This window comes from Streptomyces sp. SID5469, assembly GCF_009862865.1.
In the GTDB taxonomy this organism is placed as follows: Bacteria; Actinomycetota; Actinomycetes; order Streptomycetales; family Streptomycetaceae; genus Streptomyces; species Streptomyces avermitilis.
Genome location: NZ_WWIN01000001.1, coordinates 4563460 through 4578009, shown reverse-complemented (window position 1 = coordinate 4578009; position 14550 = coordinate 4563460). Strand labels below are relative to the sequence as shown.

Genomic DNA, 14550 nt, shown 5'->3' with positions numbered 1-14550 from the left:
GGGTTCGGGGGCGCGCGTTGAAGGAGACCGATCGAGCGGTTTACCACCGAAGGGGTGTGACTCAGGTCACATCAAATCTCTTCCGGGTGGGAAATAACCGGGGATGGTTTCCCCGTTTAGCCAGGTGTCCAGCGAAACGGGGAGGGAATCCCCGGATCGCGGGTCACACACGATGAACCATCCGACGATCGACCTCTTGCCTCAAGGAGTACGCCGTGGAGACCGCCGCCCCCGTGCAGCGCCGAGTGCCCCGGCCGCGCGCCGATGCCGTGCGCAACCGGGAGCGGATCGTCACCGCCGCCCGCGAGATGTTCGTCGAGTTCGGCCCGGACGTGCCGCTCGACGAGATCGCCCGCCGGGCCGGCGTCGGCAACGCCACGGTGTACCGCAACTTCCCGGACCGCGATGCCTTGGTGCGGGAAGTCGTCTGCTCGGTCATGGACCGTACGTCGGAGGAGGCCGAGCGCGCGCTCGCCGAGACCGGCGACGCCTTCGAGGCGCTGTCCCGCTTCGTGCACGCCGCCGCCGATGAACGCATCAGCGCGTTGTGCCCGATGGTCTCCAGCACGTTCGACCAGCACCACCCCGATCTGGAAGCGGCAGGTGAACGGATCGAGCAGCTGGTCGCCTCGCTGATGGAGCGCGCCCGCACGGCCGGACAGCTCCGCCCCGATGTGGCCGTCGGCGATCTGATGATCGGCGTGGCCCAGCTCAGCCGCCCGCCCGCCGGAACCGGGTGCATGAGCCTCGACCGCTTCGTCCACCGCCACCTGCAGCTGTTCCTGGACGGGCTGCGGGCCCCGGCCCGCTCCACCCTGCCCGGCACGGCCGCGACCATGGAGGATCTTCGACAGGCCTGACCGACCAGCCGATGACCAGCCGATGAGTTCGGCCTCTTTCACCAGTCACCACTGACGTCAGTCGCCAGTGGCCCGTCACGCGTCACCAGTCACCAGTCACCACCGACGCTGACGCGTCACCAGCGACAGACCACAGACTTCCCGGCCGTCACCGTCGACGAGCCGTGCCCTTTCCCTGACCTTTTTCCGTTACGAAGTACCGAAGTGGGTACCCCCATGTCTGAAACAGCCACGGCAAAGGCGGCGCAGGCCTCCGAGGCCGAAGCCCATTCCAACCGCTGGAAAGCGCTCGTCTTCATCGCGCTCGCCCAGCTGATGGTCGTCCTCGACGCCACCATCGTGAACATCGCGCTTCCGTCCGCCCAGCAGGACCTGGGGATATCGGACGGCAACCGCCAGTGGGTCATCACGGCCTACGCGCTCGCCTTCGGCGGTCTGCTGCTGTTCGGTGGCCGCATCGCCGACCTGTGGGGCCGCAAGCGGACCTTCGTCACCGGTCTGATCGGCTTCGCCGCCGCGTCCGCCCTCGGCGGCGCCGCGCAGGGCGAGGCGACGATGCTCGGGGCCCGTGCCCTCCAGGGCGCGTTCGGCGCGCTGCTCGCGCCCGCCGCGCTCTCCCTCCTGGCCGTGATGTTCACCGATGCCAAGGAGCGCGCCAAGGCGTTCGGCATCTACGGTGCGATCGCCGGTGGCGGTGGCGCCGTCGGCCTGATCCTCGGCGGCTTCCTCACCGAGTACCTCAACTGGCGCTGGACGTTCTTCGTGAACATCCCGTTCGCGATCATCGCGGCGGCCGGTGCGTACTTCGTCATCCGTGAGCCGGCCGGCGGCCGCAACCGTTCGCCGCTCGACATCCCGGGCGTCGTCCTGTCCACCCTCGGTCTGGTCTCCCTGGTCTACGGCTTCACCCGCGCCGAGTCCAACGGCTGGAGCGACTCCACGACGATCGGCATGTTCGTCGCTTCGGCGGTCCTGCTCGCGGCCTTCGTGTTCGTCGAGTCCAAGGTCAAGGCCCCGCTGCTGCCGCTGCGCGTGATCACCGACCGCAACCGCGGCGGCGTGTACCTCTCGCTCGGTCTCGCGATCATCGCGATGTTCGGCCTGTTCCTCTTCCTGACCTACTACCTCCAGATCGTGAAGGGCTACTCGCCGGTCAAGACCGGCTTCGCCTTCCTGCCGATGATCGTGGGCATGATCACGGGCTCCACGCAGATCGGCGCCCGCCTGATGACCCGCGTTCCGGCGCGGCTGCTGATGGGCCCCGGCTTCCTGGCCGCCGCGGTCGGCATGCTGCTGCTGACCCAGCTGGAGATCGGCTCCTCGTACGCGGGGCTGCTCCTGCCGGCCCAGCTGCTGCTCGGCCTCGGCATGGGTACGGCGTTCATGCCGGCCATGTCCCTGGCCACGCTGGGCGTCGAGCCCCGTGACGCCGGTGTCGCCTCCGCGATGGTCAACACCTCGCAGCAGGTGGGTGGCGCGATCGGTACGGCGCTGCTGAACACGATCGCCGCCTCGGCCACCACCTCGTACATCAAGGACCACATCGCCGGTGCGGCCGCCAAGCCGCAGCAGCAGCTGGTCCAGCTGGAGGGCATGGTGCACGGCTACACCAGCGCGATCTGGTTCGCCGTGGGCATCCTCGTGGCCGCCGCGACGATCGCCGCGACCTTCGTCAACGCCGGCCGCCCGGACACCTCCTCGGTCTCCGGCTCGGGTGAGGGCGACGGCGTCGAGGACGAGTTCAAGGTGCCGGTGATCGCCCACTGACACCGGCGGTACCCGCGGCGGTACCCCTTCGGTCTTCGTACGTACGAGGGGTGGGGACGCCTCATACGTACGAACCCCAGGACCTGCCCTGGTTCCGGACTCAGCGGAGCCAGGGCAGGTCCGCGCCCGCCTCCTTCGGCTGGAGTCCCTCGGAGATGATCTGCATGATCTCGCCGAGGGACTTCTGCTGTTCGGGGGAGAGGCGGTCGAAGAGGGCCTGGCGGACGGCCGCGACGTGTCCCGGCGCGGTCTTCCGCAGTACCTCGTACCCCTCGTCGGTGAGGACGGCGAACTGGCCCCGCTTGTCCGAGGGACAGTCCTCGCGCCGCACCCAGCCGCTCTTCTCCAGCCGTGCGATGGCATGCGAGAGGCGGGAGCGCGTGATCTTCGCGCTTATGGCCAGCTCGGTCATCCGCAGCCGCCGCCGTGGTGCCTCGGCGAGCTGGACGAGCAGGCCGTAGTAGATGTGCGGCATGCCCGCGTCGCGCTGGAGCTGGCGGTCGAGGTGATCCTCCAGGAGGGTGACCGCGTGCATGTAGGAGCGCCAGGTGTGCTGTTCGTCCTCGGTGAGCCAGCGTGGCTCCTCTGCGGACGCGGTCGCGGACGTCGACGTTGACGCGGGTGCGGGTGCGGATGCCGTGTTCATGTACCCCACTGTACGAGCCTCCTCCTTGAATATTAAACAAATTGCGCGTAAGCTGTGCGGTGGAAAGCTTGAGACTTCAAATATAGGTTTCGGGCTGCACGCGGCCTTCGTCCAGCGTCGGCCGCCGATCCTCCGAAGGGAGCCGCAGTCATGTCCGCCGCCGCCCAGGAGCGCATGCCCGCGCTCTATCTCAGCCACGGTGCTCCGCCGCTCGCGGACGACCCGATCTGGCCCGGCGAACTCGCCGCCTGGTCGGCGGACCTGCCACGTCCCAGAGCGATCCTCGTGGTCTCCGCTCACTGGGAGGAGGCCCCGCTCGCCCTAGCCGCCACCGAGAGGGTCCCTCTCGTCCACGACTTCTGGGGCTTCCCGGAGCATTACTACCAGGTGCGGTACGACGCTCCCGGCGCCCCCGCGCTCGCCGAGTCGGTCCGCAAGCTGCTGCGCGCCCCCGGCACCCCCGTCCAGGACGTCCCGGACCGCGGCCTCGACCACGGCGCGTACGTCCCGCTGGTGGAGATGTTCCCGGACGCCGACATCCCGGTTCTGCAGATCTCGATGCCGACGCTCGACCCGGTGAAGCTGATGGAGATCGGCCGCAAGCTGGCGCCGCTGCGCGACGAGGGCGTGCTGATCGTCGGCTCCGGCTTCTTCACGCACAACCTGGCGGCCCTGCGCCAGGGCGGCATCCCCTCCTGGTCGGTCGAGTTCGACGACTGGGGACACCGGGCTCTGGACACCCGTGACTGGGACGCACTGCTCGACTTCACCCGCAAGTCCCCGGCCGGCCTGCTGGCCCACCCGCGTACCGAGCACTTCGCTCCGCTCTTCGTGACGATGGGCGCGGCGGACGCGACGGGAGAACTCGACGACCAGAAGTCCGTGATCGACGGCTTCTGGCTGGGGCTGGCGAAGCGGTCGGTGCAGTTCGGCTGAACGGCGTACGGCTGCTGGTCGGCGTACGGCTACAGCTCCCTCTCGTACCAGGCCACGTCCCAGTACCGTCCGAACTTGCGGCCCACCTCCCGGTAGGTGCCGACATGCCGGAACCCGAAGCGTTCATGCAGCCGCGTGGACGCTTCGTTGGGCTGGGCGATGCCCGCGTAGGCGCGGTGGAGATCCTCGCCCGCCAGCGCCTCGAAGAGGGCGCCGTAGAGGAGCGTGCCGATGCCACGGCCAGCCGCGTCCGGGGCGACGTAGACGGTCACCTCGACGGAGGTGGTGTAGGCGGGCTTGGCGCGGAAAGGACTGCTGGTGGCGTACCCAAGAATCTCCTGTGAGTCCGCGCCCGTGGCAACCATCAGCCGGTGCGGTCCGTCTTCAGGGTGGGAGAGCAGCCAAGGGCGGCGCTCTTCCGGCGTGAAGGCGGCGGTATCGAATGTGATGGGCGTCTCACGTACATAGTGGTTGTAGATGTCGGTGAGGGCTTTGAGGTCGGCCTCGACTCCCGACCTGACCTGCACCTCTGTACGTTCCGACGGCATCCCGCCTCCCCTCGTGGCCGGACAGGGTACTGCATGATCAGAAAAATCGAAGGGCGGGTTGGGAATTCTGTCCGGATTCCAGTCGTTGTTTCCTTCGGAAGCGGGGCACCCGGAAGGGTGTCACCAGCGCCACAGGACCATCCGTCAGCCCACCATCGCAAGGGAGCACGCATGGCAACCCGTGCCGTCGCCCGTCGTAAGTCCGCCGCCGGCGGGACCGACGCGGCAAGCAGCGTTCGCGCCGTAGGCGGCGAAATCGCCGACCGCGACCTGGTCGGCATGTACCTCGACGAGATAGCCCGTACGCCACTGCTCGATGCCGCCAAGGAAGTCGAACTGTCCCAGATCATCGAGGCAGGTGTCTTCGCGCGGCAGATCCTCGACGGCGAGGAGGAGCCCAGGGCGGAGGCCACTCGCGAGGAACTCGAATCGCTCGTCGCCGACAGCGAGCGGGCCAAGGACGTCTTCATCAAGTCCAACCTGAGGCTCGTCGTGGCCGTGGCGCGCCGCTACCCCCGTAGCGGGCTCCCGCTGCTCGACCTGATCCAGGAGGGCAACGCGGGCCTGGTGCGCGCGGTCGAGAAGTTCGACTACCGCAAGGGCTTCAAGTTCTCGACGTACGCGACCTGGTGGATCCGGCAGGCCATCACCCGCTCGATCGCCGACCAGTCGCGGACGATCCGTCTGCCCGTCCACCTGGTGGAGGAGCTGGGCCGGATCCGGCGAGTGCAGCGCGAGTTCAACCGGGAGCATGGCCGTGAGCCGGAGCCCGCGGAGATCGCGGCCGAGCTGGACTCGAACCCGGCGCGGGTCACGGACGTCCTGGACTGGGCGCGCGACCCGGTCTCACTGAACATGCATGTCGACGACGAGGGCGAGACGCAGTTCGGCGACCTCCTGGAGGACACGTCGGCGGTATCGCCGGAGCAGTCGGTGCTGACGCTGCTGCGCAGCGAGGAGCTCGACGACCTCATCGGCCGCCTCGACCAGCGCACGGCCTCGATCATCAAGATGCGGTACGGCATCGACGACGGCCGGGAGCGCACGCTGACGGAGGTCGGCAAGGAGCACGGCCTCACACGCGAGCGCATCCGCCAGATCGAGAAGCACGCCCTGCTGGAACTGAAGAAGCTGGCCCGGAGCACCGGGTTCGACGCGGCGGCGTAAGGGGTCTTCGGCGGTTGCCCGGCGGTTGCCCGGCGATCGCTCGAGTGCGGCGGAGGGTGCCTGAGGGGTGCGCCTGAGCGGTGCCCGAGTTCCGGAGGGTGCGTGTCGGATCGGTTGCCCGAGGTCTGGGGTGATGGCCCGCGCGGGCTGCCGAGAAGTGCCTGATCGAGGGTCACGGGTCGGGAGTGCCCGATGGCGGTGTCCCTGCTTGCCCGGGGCGGCCGCTTGAGGGCGGCACGGCGGTTGCGGCGGTTGCTCAACGGGTGAGTCGATGTCGCGGCGGTCGCCTGGCGGTGGGCCCAGGCGGTCGGACGGTGGCGGGCCGTGGCTGCCCGACGGTGGTCGTTCGCGGAGGGACGCGGGCCGCGTGTGCCCGGCCGGTGGGCCGGGGGCGGCGACGGCTTGGAAGCGCGGCCCTGCGGCGGCGACGGCTTGGAAGCGCGGCCGGCGGCAGGCTCCCGGCGGCCGACGCCCGCACGACAAGAGGAGCCGAGCCCCGATGGCTTGGAAGTGCGGCCCCACCCGCCGCACACCCCCCGTGCGGCTCGGGTGTCACAGCTTCGGCCGCGCCGCACAGACATGGCGTGTTACGTCGCTTCAACCGGCTGGACCCGGGGCACAAGACCTCCGGGCCCAGGAAATTCGGGGGCCGGGCCGCGAGCCCGCAGCCCCCACCAGAACCACAGTCCCGACGCACTCCCCCCGGCGCCGGGACTCTTCCCGAGCCGAGCTTCGGCGCCACCCCCCCCGGCGCCGAAGCTCGACTCTCCCGAGCCGAGCTTCGGTGCCTCCCCCCCTGGCACCGGAGCTCGGCTCCTTTTGCGGGCACACGCCGACGGGTCGCCCCGAACCTGAACCCCGGGGCGACCCGGATGGCAGATTGTGCCACAGCGGCATAACCTGCCGTCCGTGACCGGTACCAACCGTGCGACCGGCCCTTCCGCCGGCCGCACGTCGAAAGCTTCCGCAGGCGCGTCCCTGATCGAGCGGCGCAAGGCGGCGACCCGGATGGAGATCGCCCGGGCCGCCGCGGGACTCTTCATGGCGGACGGGCTGCGTGCCACCCGCGCCGAGGACATCGCCCGCGCCGCCGGGGTCGCGCCCCGCACCTTCTACCGTTATTTCGCCACCAAGGAGGAGTCGCTCGCCCCCCTCTTCTCGGCGGGCGCCCACAAGTGGGCGGAGGCGGTGCGCGAAGCCCCCGCCGCACTCTCCGTCCCGGACGCCCTGCACCACGCCGTGGTCCGCACCCTGACCCCCGGCGTCGGCGTGTCCCACACCTCCCTGGAGTGGGTCCGCTCCCTCCTGCGCCTCACCGGCACCAACCCGGCGCTCGCGAAGGTGTGGGCGGAGATCTGCCAGGCCGCGGACGGGGAACTGGCGGAGGTGCTGGCGGCCCGGCCCGGGGTGGTGGCCGCCCCGGACTCCCCGGCCGTCCGCTTCGCCGCCGCCGTGGCCGGCGCCGCCGTCCGGGTGGCGGTGGAGAGCTGGGCGGCGGACGACGCACCGGCCGTCGGTCCCCAGGGGCCCGCGGATCTCGCCGTACGCAACCTCGAGACCCTGCGGAACTTCCCGTGGGACGAACTCTGAGCCACCCGGCGCCCGCCCGCACCCGCAGTCAGCGGCTGAGTGACCGGCTGTGTCACCGGCTGTCCGTCGCCCACCCGTCGTCCGCGCCCACCGCCCGGGTCAGTCGTCCCCCCAACTCCCTTACGCACCCCACCAGTTCCGGCGGCTCTTGCACCGTGAACTCACAGTCGACCATGGCGATCCGCACCGCCAGCCACTCCACGGAGTCGCCGGCGGAAGCGCGCAGCCGGCAGCTGTGCTCGTCGATCGGCTCGGGCGCGCCGAGCCAGTTGGGCAGGCGGGCCGCGACGAACTCCGCGGGCGCGGCGAACGTCACCTCGAACTCGTACGTCTCCTGCCGCCGGAACATCGACTGCCGCAGAAACTCCGCCGCGTTCCCCGTAGGCAGCTCCCGCGGCGTGAACCGCGCGCCGGTCGCGAACGGCTCACTGACCCGGTCGACCCGGAACGTACGCCAGTCCTCGCGGTCCAGGTCGTATGCGACGAGGTACCAGCGACGCCCGGTCGAGACCAGCCGGTACGGCTCGGTCTGGCGGCGGGACGGCGTTCCGTCCCCGGAGCGGTAGGCGAACCGCAGACGTTCTCGGCCGGCGATCGACGAAGCCATCACGGTCAGCGTCTCGGGTGCGATGCTCGCGCCGTCGCCGCTGGTGAGCGGGGTGGTGGCGGCCTGGAGCGTGGACACGCGGTGCCGCAGCCGCGACGGCAGCACCTGCTCCAGCTTGGCGAGGGCCCGTACGGACGCCTCGTCCACGCCCTCGACCGCGTGCCCCGCCCCGGCCCGCAGCCCCACCGCGATCGCCACGGCCTCCTCGTCGTCGAGGACGAGCGGCGGCATGGCCTTGCCCGCCACCAGCCGGTATCCGCCGTCGGACCCCTTGGTCGCCTGCACCGGATAGCCCAGCTCCCGCAGCCGGTCGATGTCACGCCGGACGGTACGCCGGGACACCCCGAGCCGGTCGGAGAGCTCACCGCCCGGCCACTCGCGGGGCGTCTGGAGGAGGGAGAGGAGCTGGAGCAGCCTGGCCGGGGTGTCCGTCGTCATGTTTCCCAGAGTGCCGCACATCTAGGACATGATCTGACCTAATGGTGTCCTACCTTCGGAGCATGACCTCCACCGAGACCCCTCTCAACAGCCCGGCCGCCGCGGCCGACCGGCGCCGCTGGTTCGCGCTCGCGATCGTGATGACAGCGGCCTTCATGGACCTGGTCGACGTCACGATCGTCAACATCGCGATCCCGTCGATCCAGCGGGACGCAGGCGCCTCGTGGGGCCAGATCCAGTGGATCACGGCGGGATACGCGCTGGCCTTCGCCGCCGGGCTCATCACCGGCGGGCGGCTCGGCGACATTCACGGCCGCAAGCGGCTCTTCCTCATCGGCATAGGCGGCTTCACGCTCGCCTCGGCGCTGTGCGGCTTCGCCGCGAACCCGGAGATGCTCGTCGCCTCGCGCATCCTCCAGGGCGGAATGGCCGCGATGATGGTGCCGCAGGTGCTGTCGATCGTGCACGCGACCTTCCCGGCACACGAGCGGGGCAAGGTCTTCGGTCTCTTCGGCGCGATCGTGGGGCTCGGCGCCGTCTCCGGTCCACTGCTCGGCGCGCTGCTCACCGAGTGGAACCTCTTCGGCCTTGAATGGCGGCCGATCTTCCTCATCAACCTGCCGGTGGGCGTGGCCGGACTGATCCTGGGCCGTCGGTTCATCACCGAGTCCAAGGCCCCGCGCGCCCTCAAGCTCGACCTCGTCGGCGTCGCCCTCGTCACGCTCGGCCTGCTGATGCTGCTCTACCCGCTGACCCGCGGCCGTGAGCTGGGCTGGCCGCTGTGGGGGCATGTGTCGATGGCGGGCGCGCTGGTCGTCTTCGCGGCGCTGGTGGCGTACGAGAGGCGGAAGACGGCGCGGGACGGGTCGCCGCTGGTCGAGCTGTCGCTGTTCAAGGTGAAGAGCTTCGCGGCGGGCATCGCCGTACAGACCGTCTTCGGTATCGCCCTCGGCATCTTCTTCCTGGTCTGGACGCTCTACATGCAGATGGGGCTGGGGTGGAGCGCGCTGCGGGCGGGCCTGACCGGGGTGCCCTTCTCGATCGCGGTGTCCGCGGCGGCGGGCATGTCGGTGCAGCTGCTGGTCCCGCGCTTCGGGCGCAAGGTGCTGCAGGCGGGCGCGCTGCTCATGGCCCTCGGCGTGCTGCTCTACATCTGGGAGTCCGACCGTTACGGGATGGCCATCGCCTCCTGGCAGATGGCTCTTCCGCTGGTGGTCATGGGCGCGGGCATGGGCTTCATCGTGGCCCCGCTGACGGACGCGGTGCTGTCGGAGGTCCCGCGCGAGCACTCCGGCTCGGCCTCGGGCCTGATCAACACGGTCCAGCAGATGGGCAACGCGCTGGGGCTCGGTCTGGTCTCGGTGGTCTTCTTCGGCGAGATCGGCGACCGTCTTACCCGGGCCCAGGTGGGGCCGGCCTTCGCACACGCCTTCCAGCACGCGCTCGGGTGGGTGGCGGTGGTGCTGGCGGTCATCTTCCTGCTGATGTTCGCGCTGCCGAAGCGGCCGGCGCAGCACGTGGAGGGGGCCGGGGCCGCGGACACCCTGGGGGAGAAGGAGCCGGTGCTCGTCCCCTGACCCAGGGTTCTCATCCCTGATTTCGGGGTCTCACCACCACCGCGGAAGCGGGTCGCGCCTGAGCGCGGCCCGCTTCTCCTTCTTCCCAGACCTCTTTCCTGCTTCGATCTCCAGCGTTCGATCTCCAGCGTTCGATCTCCAGCGTTCGACCTCTTGTCTTCGAGCCTCTTGTCTTCGAGCCCCGTGCCATGGGTCTCTCGCCTTCACACAGTCAGACGCCCGTTTGTGCCCACATCGCGCCCGAACCTGTTTACTTTCCGGAAATCCGCGCGTAGCCTCCGATTGAAACCACAGGTTCGGGCATGAAGCGGAGGCGAACGGACATGTACGCACCGGAGCGGCAGCAGGAGATTCTCCGGCTCGCCCGTGACGGCGGGCGGGTGGATGTCGTATCCCTGGCGGAGGAGTTCCAGGTCACCGCGGAGACCATCCGCCGCGATCTGAAGACCCTCGACCGCGCCGGCCTCCTCCGTCGCGTGCATGGCGGTGCCATACCGGCCGGGCGCCTCGACTTCGAGCCCGACCTCGCCGAGCGCGAGAGCACGGCCGCCGACGAGAAGGACCGCATCGCCGAAGCCGCCCTCGCCGAGCTGCCGGCCGACGGCACGATGATCCTCGACGCCGGATCGACCGTCGCCCGCCTGGCCGGGGCGCTGCCCCTGGACGCGACGCTCACCGTCGTCACCCACAGCCTGCCCATCGCCGCCCGCCTCGCGGACCACCCCGGCATCCAGCTCCACCTGGTCGGCGGGCGCGTCCGGCACCGTACGCGGGCCGCCGTGGACGCCTGGGCCCTGCGCGCGTACAGCGAGATCCGCGCCGACGTCCTGTTCGTCGCGGCCAACGGCTTCTCCGCCGAGCACGGACTGACCACCCCCGACCTCGCCGAGGCCGCCGTCAAGCGCGCGGCCGTCCGTGCCGCACGCCGCGTGGTGCTGCTCGCCGACTCCTCCAAGCACGGCCAGGAGCACTTCGCCCGCTTCGGCGACCTCGGTGATGTGGACCTGCTGATCACCGACAGCGGGTTGAGCCCCGAAGACGCCACCGCCATGGAGCGCGGCGGCACGGAAGTAGTGCGCGCATGATCCTCACCGTCACCCCGAACCCCTCCCTCGACCGTACGTACGAGGTCCCGTCGCTCGACCGCGGCGAGGTCATCCGGGCCACCGGCGAACGCATGGACCCGGGCGGCAAGGGTGTGAACGTGTCCCGGGCCGTCGCCGCGGCCGGACAGCGGACCGTCGCCGTGCTCCCGCTCGGCGGCGCGCCCGGCGCCTTCGTCGCCGCACTGCTCGACGCCCAGGGCATCGACGTGGCGCCGGTCCCGGTCGCCGGAGCCACCCGCTCCAACATCTCCGTCGCCGAACCCGACGGCACACTCACGAAGATCAACGCCCCCGGGCCGGAACTCACGCCCGCCGAGGCCGAGTTGCTCCTGGAGACGGTCCGTGAGCAGTACCGGGCCGGCGACACCACCTGGATCACCTGCTGCGGCAGCCTCCCGCGCGGCCTCGCCCCCTCCTGGTACGCCGACCTGGTCGCCCGGGCCCACGCGGCCGGCGCCCGGATCGCGCTGGACACCTCAGGACCCGCCCTGCTGGAAGCCCTCCGCGAGCGGCCCGACGTCGTCAAGCCCAACGCGGAAGAACTCGCCGAGGCGGTCGGCCGCCCCCTCGCCACCGTCGGCGACGCCGTCAAGGCCGCCGAAGAACTGCGCGGTCTCGGCGCCGGCGCCGTACTGGCCAGCCTCGGCGCGGACGGGCAACTGCTCGTCGACGCCTCGGGCACCTGGTTCGGCAGCGCACGCGTCGACGCCGTACGCAGCGACGTGGGCGCCGGCGACTCCTCCCTCGCCGGCTTCCTCATCGCCGGCGGCAGCGGAGCCGACGCCCTCGCCTCCGCCGTCGCCCATGGCGCCGCCGCCGTACAGCTGCCCGGCAGCGTGATGCCGAAGCCGGCCGACCTCGACCCCTCCGCCGTGACCGTCACGGCAGAGGTGCCCGTGGACCGCGTACTGACGGAGCCGGTGTCATGAGCGCCCCGGCCCTGAAGCGGCGGGGATTCCCCAGCCCCGCCCGCAACCGCACCACCCCCCTCGGCGCATGTGACACTCCCCGGATTTCCGTCACATACGAACGCAACACCCCCGTCCCCACCTGTGCCCACCAGTCCCCCCGGGCCATACGCGTGCGAAGGAGCCCGCGATGAGCGAGATGATCACCGCGGACCTGGTCGACCTCGACCTGTCCGCCCAGACCAAAGAGGCGGCGGCACGTGCCCTCGCCGAGCGGATGGTGGCGAAGGGCCGGGTGACCGACCTGGACGGCTTCCTCGCCGACGTCGCCGCCCGCGAGGCGCAGATGCCGACCGGCCTCGACGGCGGCATCGGCATCCCGCACTGCCGCAGCGAACACGTCACCGAGCCCACGCTGGCCTTCGGACGCAGCGCGGCCGGGATCGACTTCGGCGCGCCGGACGGCCCCGCCGACCTGATCTTCCTGATCGCCGCCCCGGCAGGCGCGGACGACGCCCACCTCACCATCCTCTCCTCCCTCGCCCGGCAGCTGATGAACGCCGAGTTCACCTCCGCACTGCGGGCCGTGGACGACGCGGCCGCCGCCGCCGCACTCATCCGCGGCGACGAGACCCCGGCCGCCGGCACCTCCGAGAACTCCGTGGCGGAGCCGATTGCGGCGGCCTCCGCCGGCACCGCCACGGAGGGCACGGCCCCGGTGCCGGGCGCGACCGTCGACGACGGTTCCGCCCCGGCGCCGGGCGCCGCCGCCACCGACGGCGCACCGAGCGACAACGACGCGCGTCCCTTCCGTGTCGTCGCCGTCACCTCCTGCCCCACCGGCATCGCGCACACCTACATGGCGGCCGAGTCGCTGGAGAACGCGGGCCGCGAGGCGGGCATCGACATCGTCGTCGAGACACAGGGCTCGGCCGGCTTCACCCGCCTCGACCCGGCCGTCATCGCGGCGGCGGACGGCGTGATCTTCGCGCACGACGTACCCGTACGGGACAAGGACCGGTTCGCCGGAAAGCCCACCGTCGACGTCGGAGTGAAGGCCGGAATCAACCGTCCCGCCGCACTCCTCACCGAGGTCCGCGGCAAGGCCGAGCGCGGCGAGGTGACCTCCGGGTCGGCCGCCGCCACACCGGTCGAGCGCGGCGGCGAGTCGGGCGAGGGCTACGGCACCAAGCTGCGCAAGTGGCTGATGAGCGGCGTGAGCTACATGGTTCCGTTCGTCGCGGCCGGCGGTCTGCTGATCGCCCTCGGCTTCGCGATCGGCGGCTACAAGATCAACAAGGCGCCGTCGGTCATGGACCACTTCCTGTGGACCCAGGCGGACAGCTGGGGCGCGCTGTTCTTCCAGATCGGCGTCGTGTCCTTCGGCTTCCTCGTCCCGGTCCTGGCCGGCTACATCGCGTACGGCATGGCGGACCGGCCGGGTCTCGTGCCCGGCTTCGTCGGCGGCGCGATCTCCCTCACCATCAACGCGGGCTTCCTCGGCGGCCTGGCCGCCGGTCTCATCGCCGGTGGTGTGGTGATCGGGATCCAGAAGGTCAAGATCCCCGCGGCCCTGCGCGGCGTCATGCCGGTGGTGGTGATCCCGCTGATCTCCGCGGCGATCGTCGGATTCCTGATGTTCGTCGTGATCGGCAAACCCATCGCCTCGGCCCAGAAGGGCATGACCGACTGGCTGAACGGCCTCACCGGCACCAACGCCGTCCTGCTCGGCGCGCTGCTCGGCCTGATGATGTGCTTCGACCTCGGCGGCCCGGTCAACAAGGTCGCGTACACCTTCGCCACCGCCGGTATCGCGGTCGCCGGCCCCAGCGACTCGGCGATGAAGATCATGGCCGCGGTGATGGCGGCCGGCATGGTTCCGCCGCTGGCCATGGCCCTGGCAACGACCGTACGCGGCAAGCTCTTCACCCAGACCGAGCGCGAGAACGGCAAGGCCGCCTGGGTCCTCGGCGCCTCCTTCATCACCGAAGGCGCGATCCCGTTCGCGGCGGCGGACCCGCTGCGCGTCATCCCCTCGGCCATGGCGGGCGGTGCGGTCACCGGCGCCCTGTCCATGACGTTCGGCGCCACGCTGCGCGCCCCGCACGGCGGCATCTTCGTGGTCCCGCTGATCGGCAACCCGCTGCTGTACCTGGTCGCCATCGCGGCAGGTGTCTGCGTCTCCACCGCCCTGGTGGTCGCCCTGAAGGGCATGCGCAAGCAGAGCCCCGACGACGTCACCAAGGAGGCCGCACAGGCGCCGATACCGGCCAAGACCGACTCCAAGCAGCCGGTCGCGGCCTGAGCGACATCCGCTGAGCACAGTCGGCCGCAGCCCCGCCGAGAACGGGAGCTGCGGCCGACTGTTTTGCCCCTGTTGGCAGGGATATGCGATCGGCC

General features: G+C 70.7%; 12 protein-coding genes. 9 read left to right on the top strand and 3 right to left on the bottom strand.

What is annotated here, in order from left to right; translation table 11 throughout:
- Positions 1-215: 215 nt before the first annotated feature.
- Both GTY58_RS19300 and GTY58_RS19295 read left to right on the top strand, forming a co-directional pair.
- Positions 216-860 (top strand): TetR/AcrR family transcriptional regulator, encoded by a 645-nt coding sequence (locus GTY58_RS19300; RefSeq protein ID WP_010985130.1) that lies wholly within the window; start codon positions 216-218, stop codon positions 858-860.
- Between the two features lie 216 nt (positions 861-1076).
- On the top strand, positions 1077-2627 hold the full coding sequence (locus tag GTY58_RS19295) for an MFS transporter (RefSeq protein ID WP_010985129.1): 1551 nt from the start codon (positions 1077-1079) through the stop codon (positions 2625-2627).
- A gap of 100 nt (positions 2628-2727) precedes the next feature.
- Here GTY58_RS19295 and GTY58_RS19290 read toward each other — a convergent pair whose 3' ends face one another.
- Positions 2728-3273 carry a MarR family transcriptional regulator gene (locus GTY58_RS19290; protein ID WP_037644777.1) on the bottom strand — a complete coding sequence of 182 codons (546 nt, stop codon included), beginning with the start codon at positions 3271-3273 and terminating at the stop codon, positions 2728-2730.
- Positions 3274-3423: 150 nt separating this feature from the next.
- Here GTY58_RS19290 and GTY58_RS19285 point away from each other — a divergent pair, with 150 nt between their 5' ends.
- Entirely contained in the window at positions 3424-4209 is a 786-nt protein-coding gene (locus GTY58_RS19285; protein ID WP_037644779.1) for a class III extradiol ring-cleavage dioxygenase, read from the top strand.
- 29 nt (positions 4210-4238) lie between these two features.
- Here GTY58_RS19285 and GTY58_RS19280 read toward each other — a convergent pair whose 3' ends face one another.
- The gene (locus GTY58_RS19280; protein ID WP_010985126.1) at positions 4239-4757 is read right to left on the bottom strand and encodes a GNAT family N-acetyltransferase; all 519 of its coding nucleotides are present in this window, start codon (positions 4755-4757) and stop codon (positions 4239-4241) included.
- Between the two features lie 171 nt (positions 4758-4928).
- Between GTY58_RS19280 and GTY58_RS19275 the strand changes: the two genes are divergently transcribed.
- Both GTY58_RS19275 and GTY58_RS19270 read left to right on the top strand, forming a co-directional pair.
- Positions 4929-5924 (top strand): sigma-70 family RNA polymerase sigma factor, encoded by a 996-nt coding sequence (locus tag GTY58_RS19275; RefSeq protein ID WP_010985125.1) that lies wholly within the window; start codon positions 4929-4931, stop codon positions 5922-5924.
- A 1008-nt stretch (positions 5925-6932) separates the two neighbouring features.
- Positions 6933-7514: a TetR family transcriptional regulator gene (locus tag GTY58_RS19270; RefSeq protein WP_037645128.1), complete on the top strand. Its 582-nt coding sequence runs from the start codon at positions 6933-6935 to the stop codon at positions 7512-7514.
- Between the two features lie 52 nt (positions 7515-7566).
- Here GTY58_RS19270 and GTY58_RS19265 read toward each other — a convergent pair whose 3' ends face one another.
- Positions 7567-8559: a YafY family protein gene (locus tag GTY58_RS19265; RefSeq protein ID WP_010985123.1), complete on the bottom strand. Its 993-nt coding sequence runs from the start codon at positions 8557-8559 to the stop codon at positions 7567-7569.
- A gap of 62 nt (positions 8560-8621) precedes the next feature.
- Here GTY58_RS19265 and GTY58_RS19260 point away from each other — a divergent pair, with 62 nt between their 5' ends.
- The 4 genes from GTY58_RS19260 (at position 8622) to GTY58_RS19245 (ending at position 14455) form a co-directional block, all read left to right on the top strand.
- Positions 8622-10136 (top strand): MFS transporter, encoded by a 1515-nt coding sequence (locus GTY58_RS19260; protein WP_010985122.1) that lies wholly within the window; start codon positions 8622-8624, stop codon positions 10134-10136.
- A gap of 323 nt (positions 10137-10459) precedes the next feature.
- Positions 10460-11221, top strand: a complete 762-nt coding sequence (locus tag GTY58_RS19255) for a DeoR/GlpR family DNA-binding transcription regulator (RefSeq protein WP_010985121.1) — start codon at positions 10460-10462, stop codon at positions 11219-11221.
- On the top strand, positions 11218-12171 hold the full coding sequence (pfkB, locus tag GTY58_RS19250) for a 1-phosphofructokinase (protein WP_010985120.1): 954 nt from the start codon (positions 11218-11220) through the stop codon (positions 12169-12171). The genes GTY58_RS19255 and pfkB overlap by 4 nt, the downstream gene beginning before the upstream one ends.
- Positions 12172-12340: 169 nt before the next feature.
- On the top strand, positions 12341-14455 hold the full coding sequence (locus GTY58_RS19245) for a fructose-specific PTS transporter subunit EIIC (RefSeq protein ID WP_010985119.1): 2115 nt from the start codon (positions 12341-12343) through the stop codon (positions 14453-14455).
- The last annotated feature ends 95 nt before the right edge of the window (positions 14456-14550 follow it).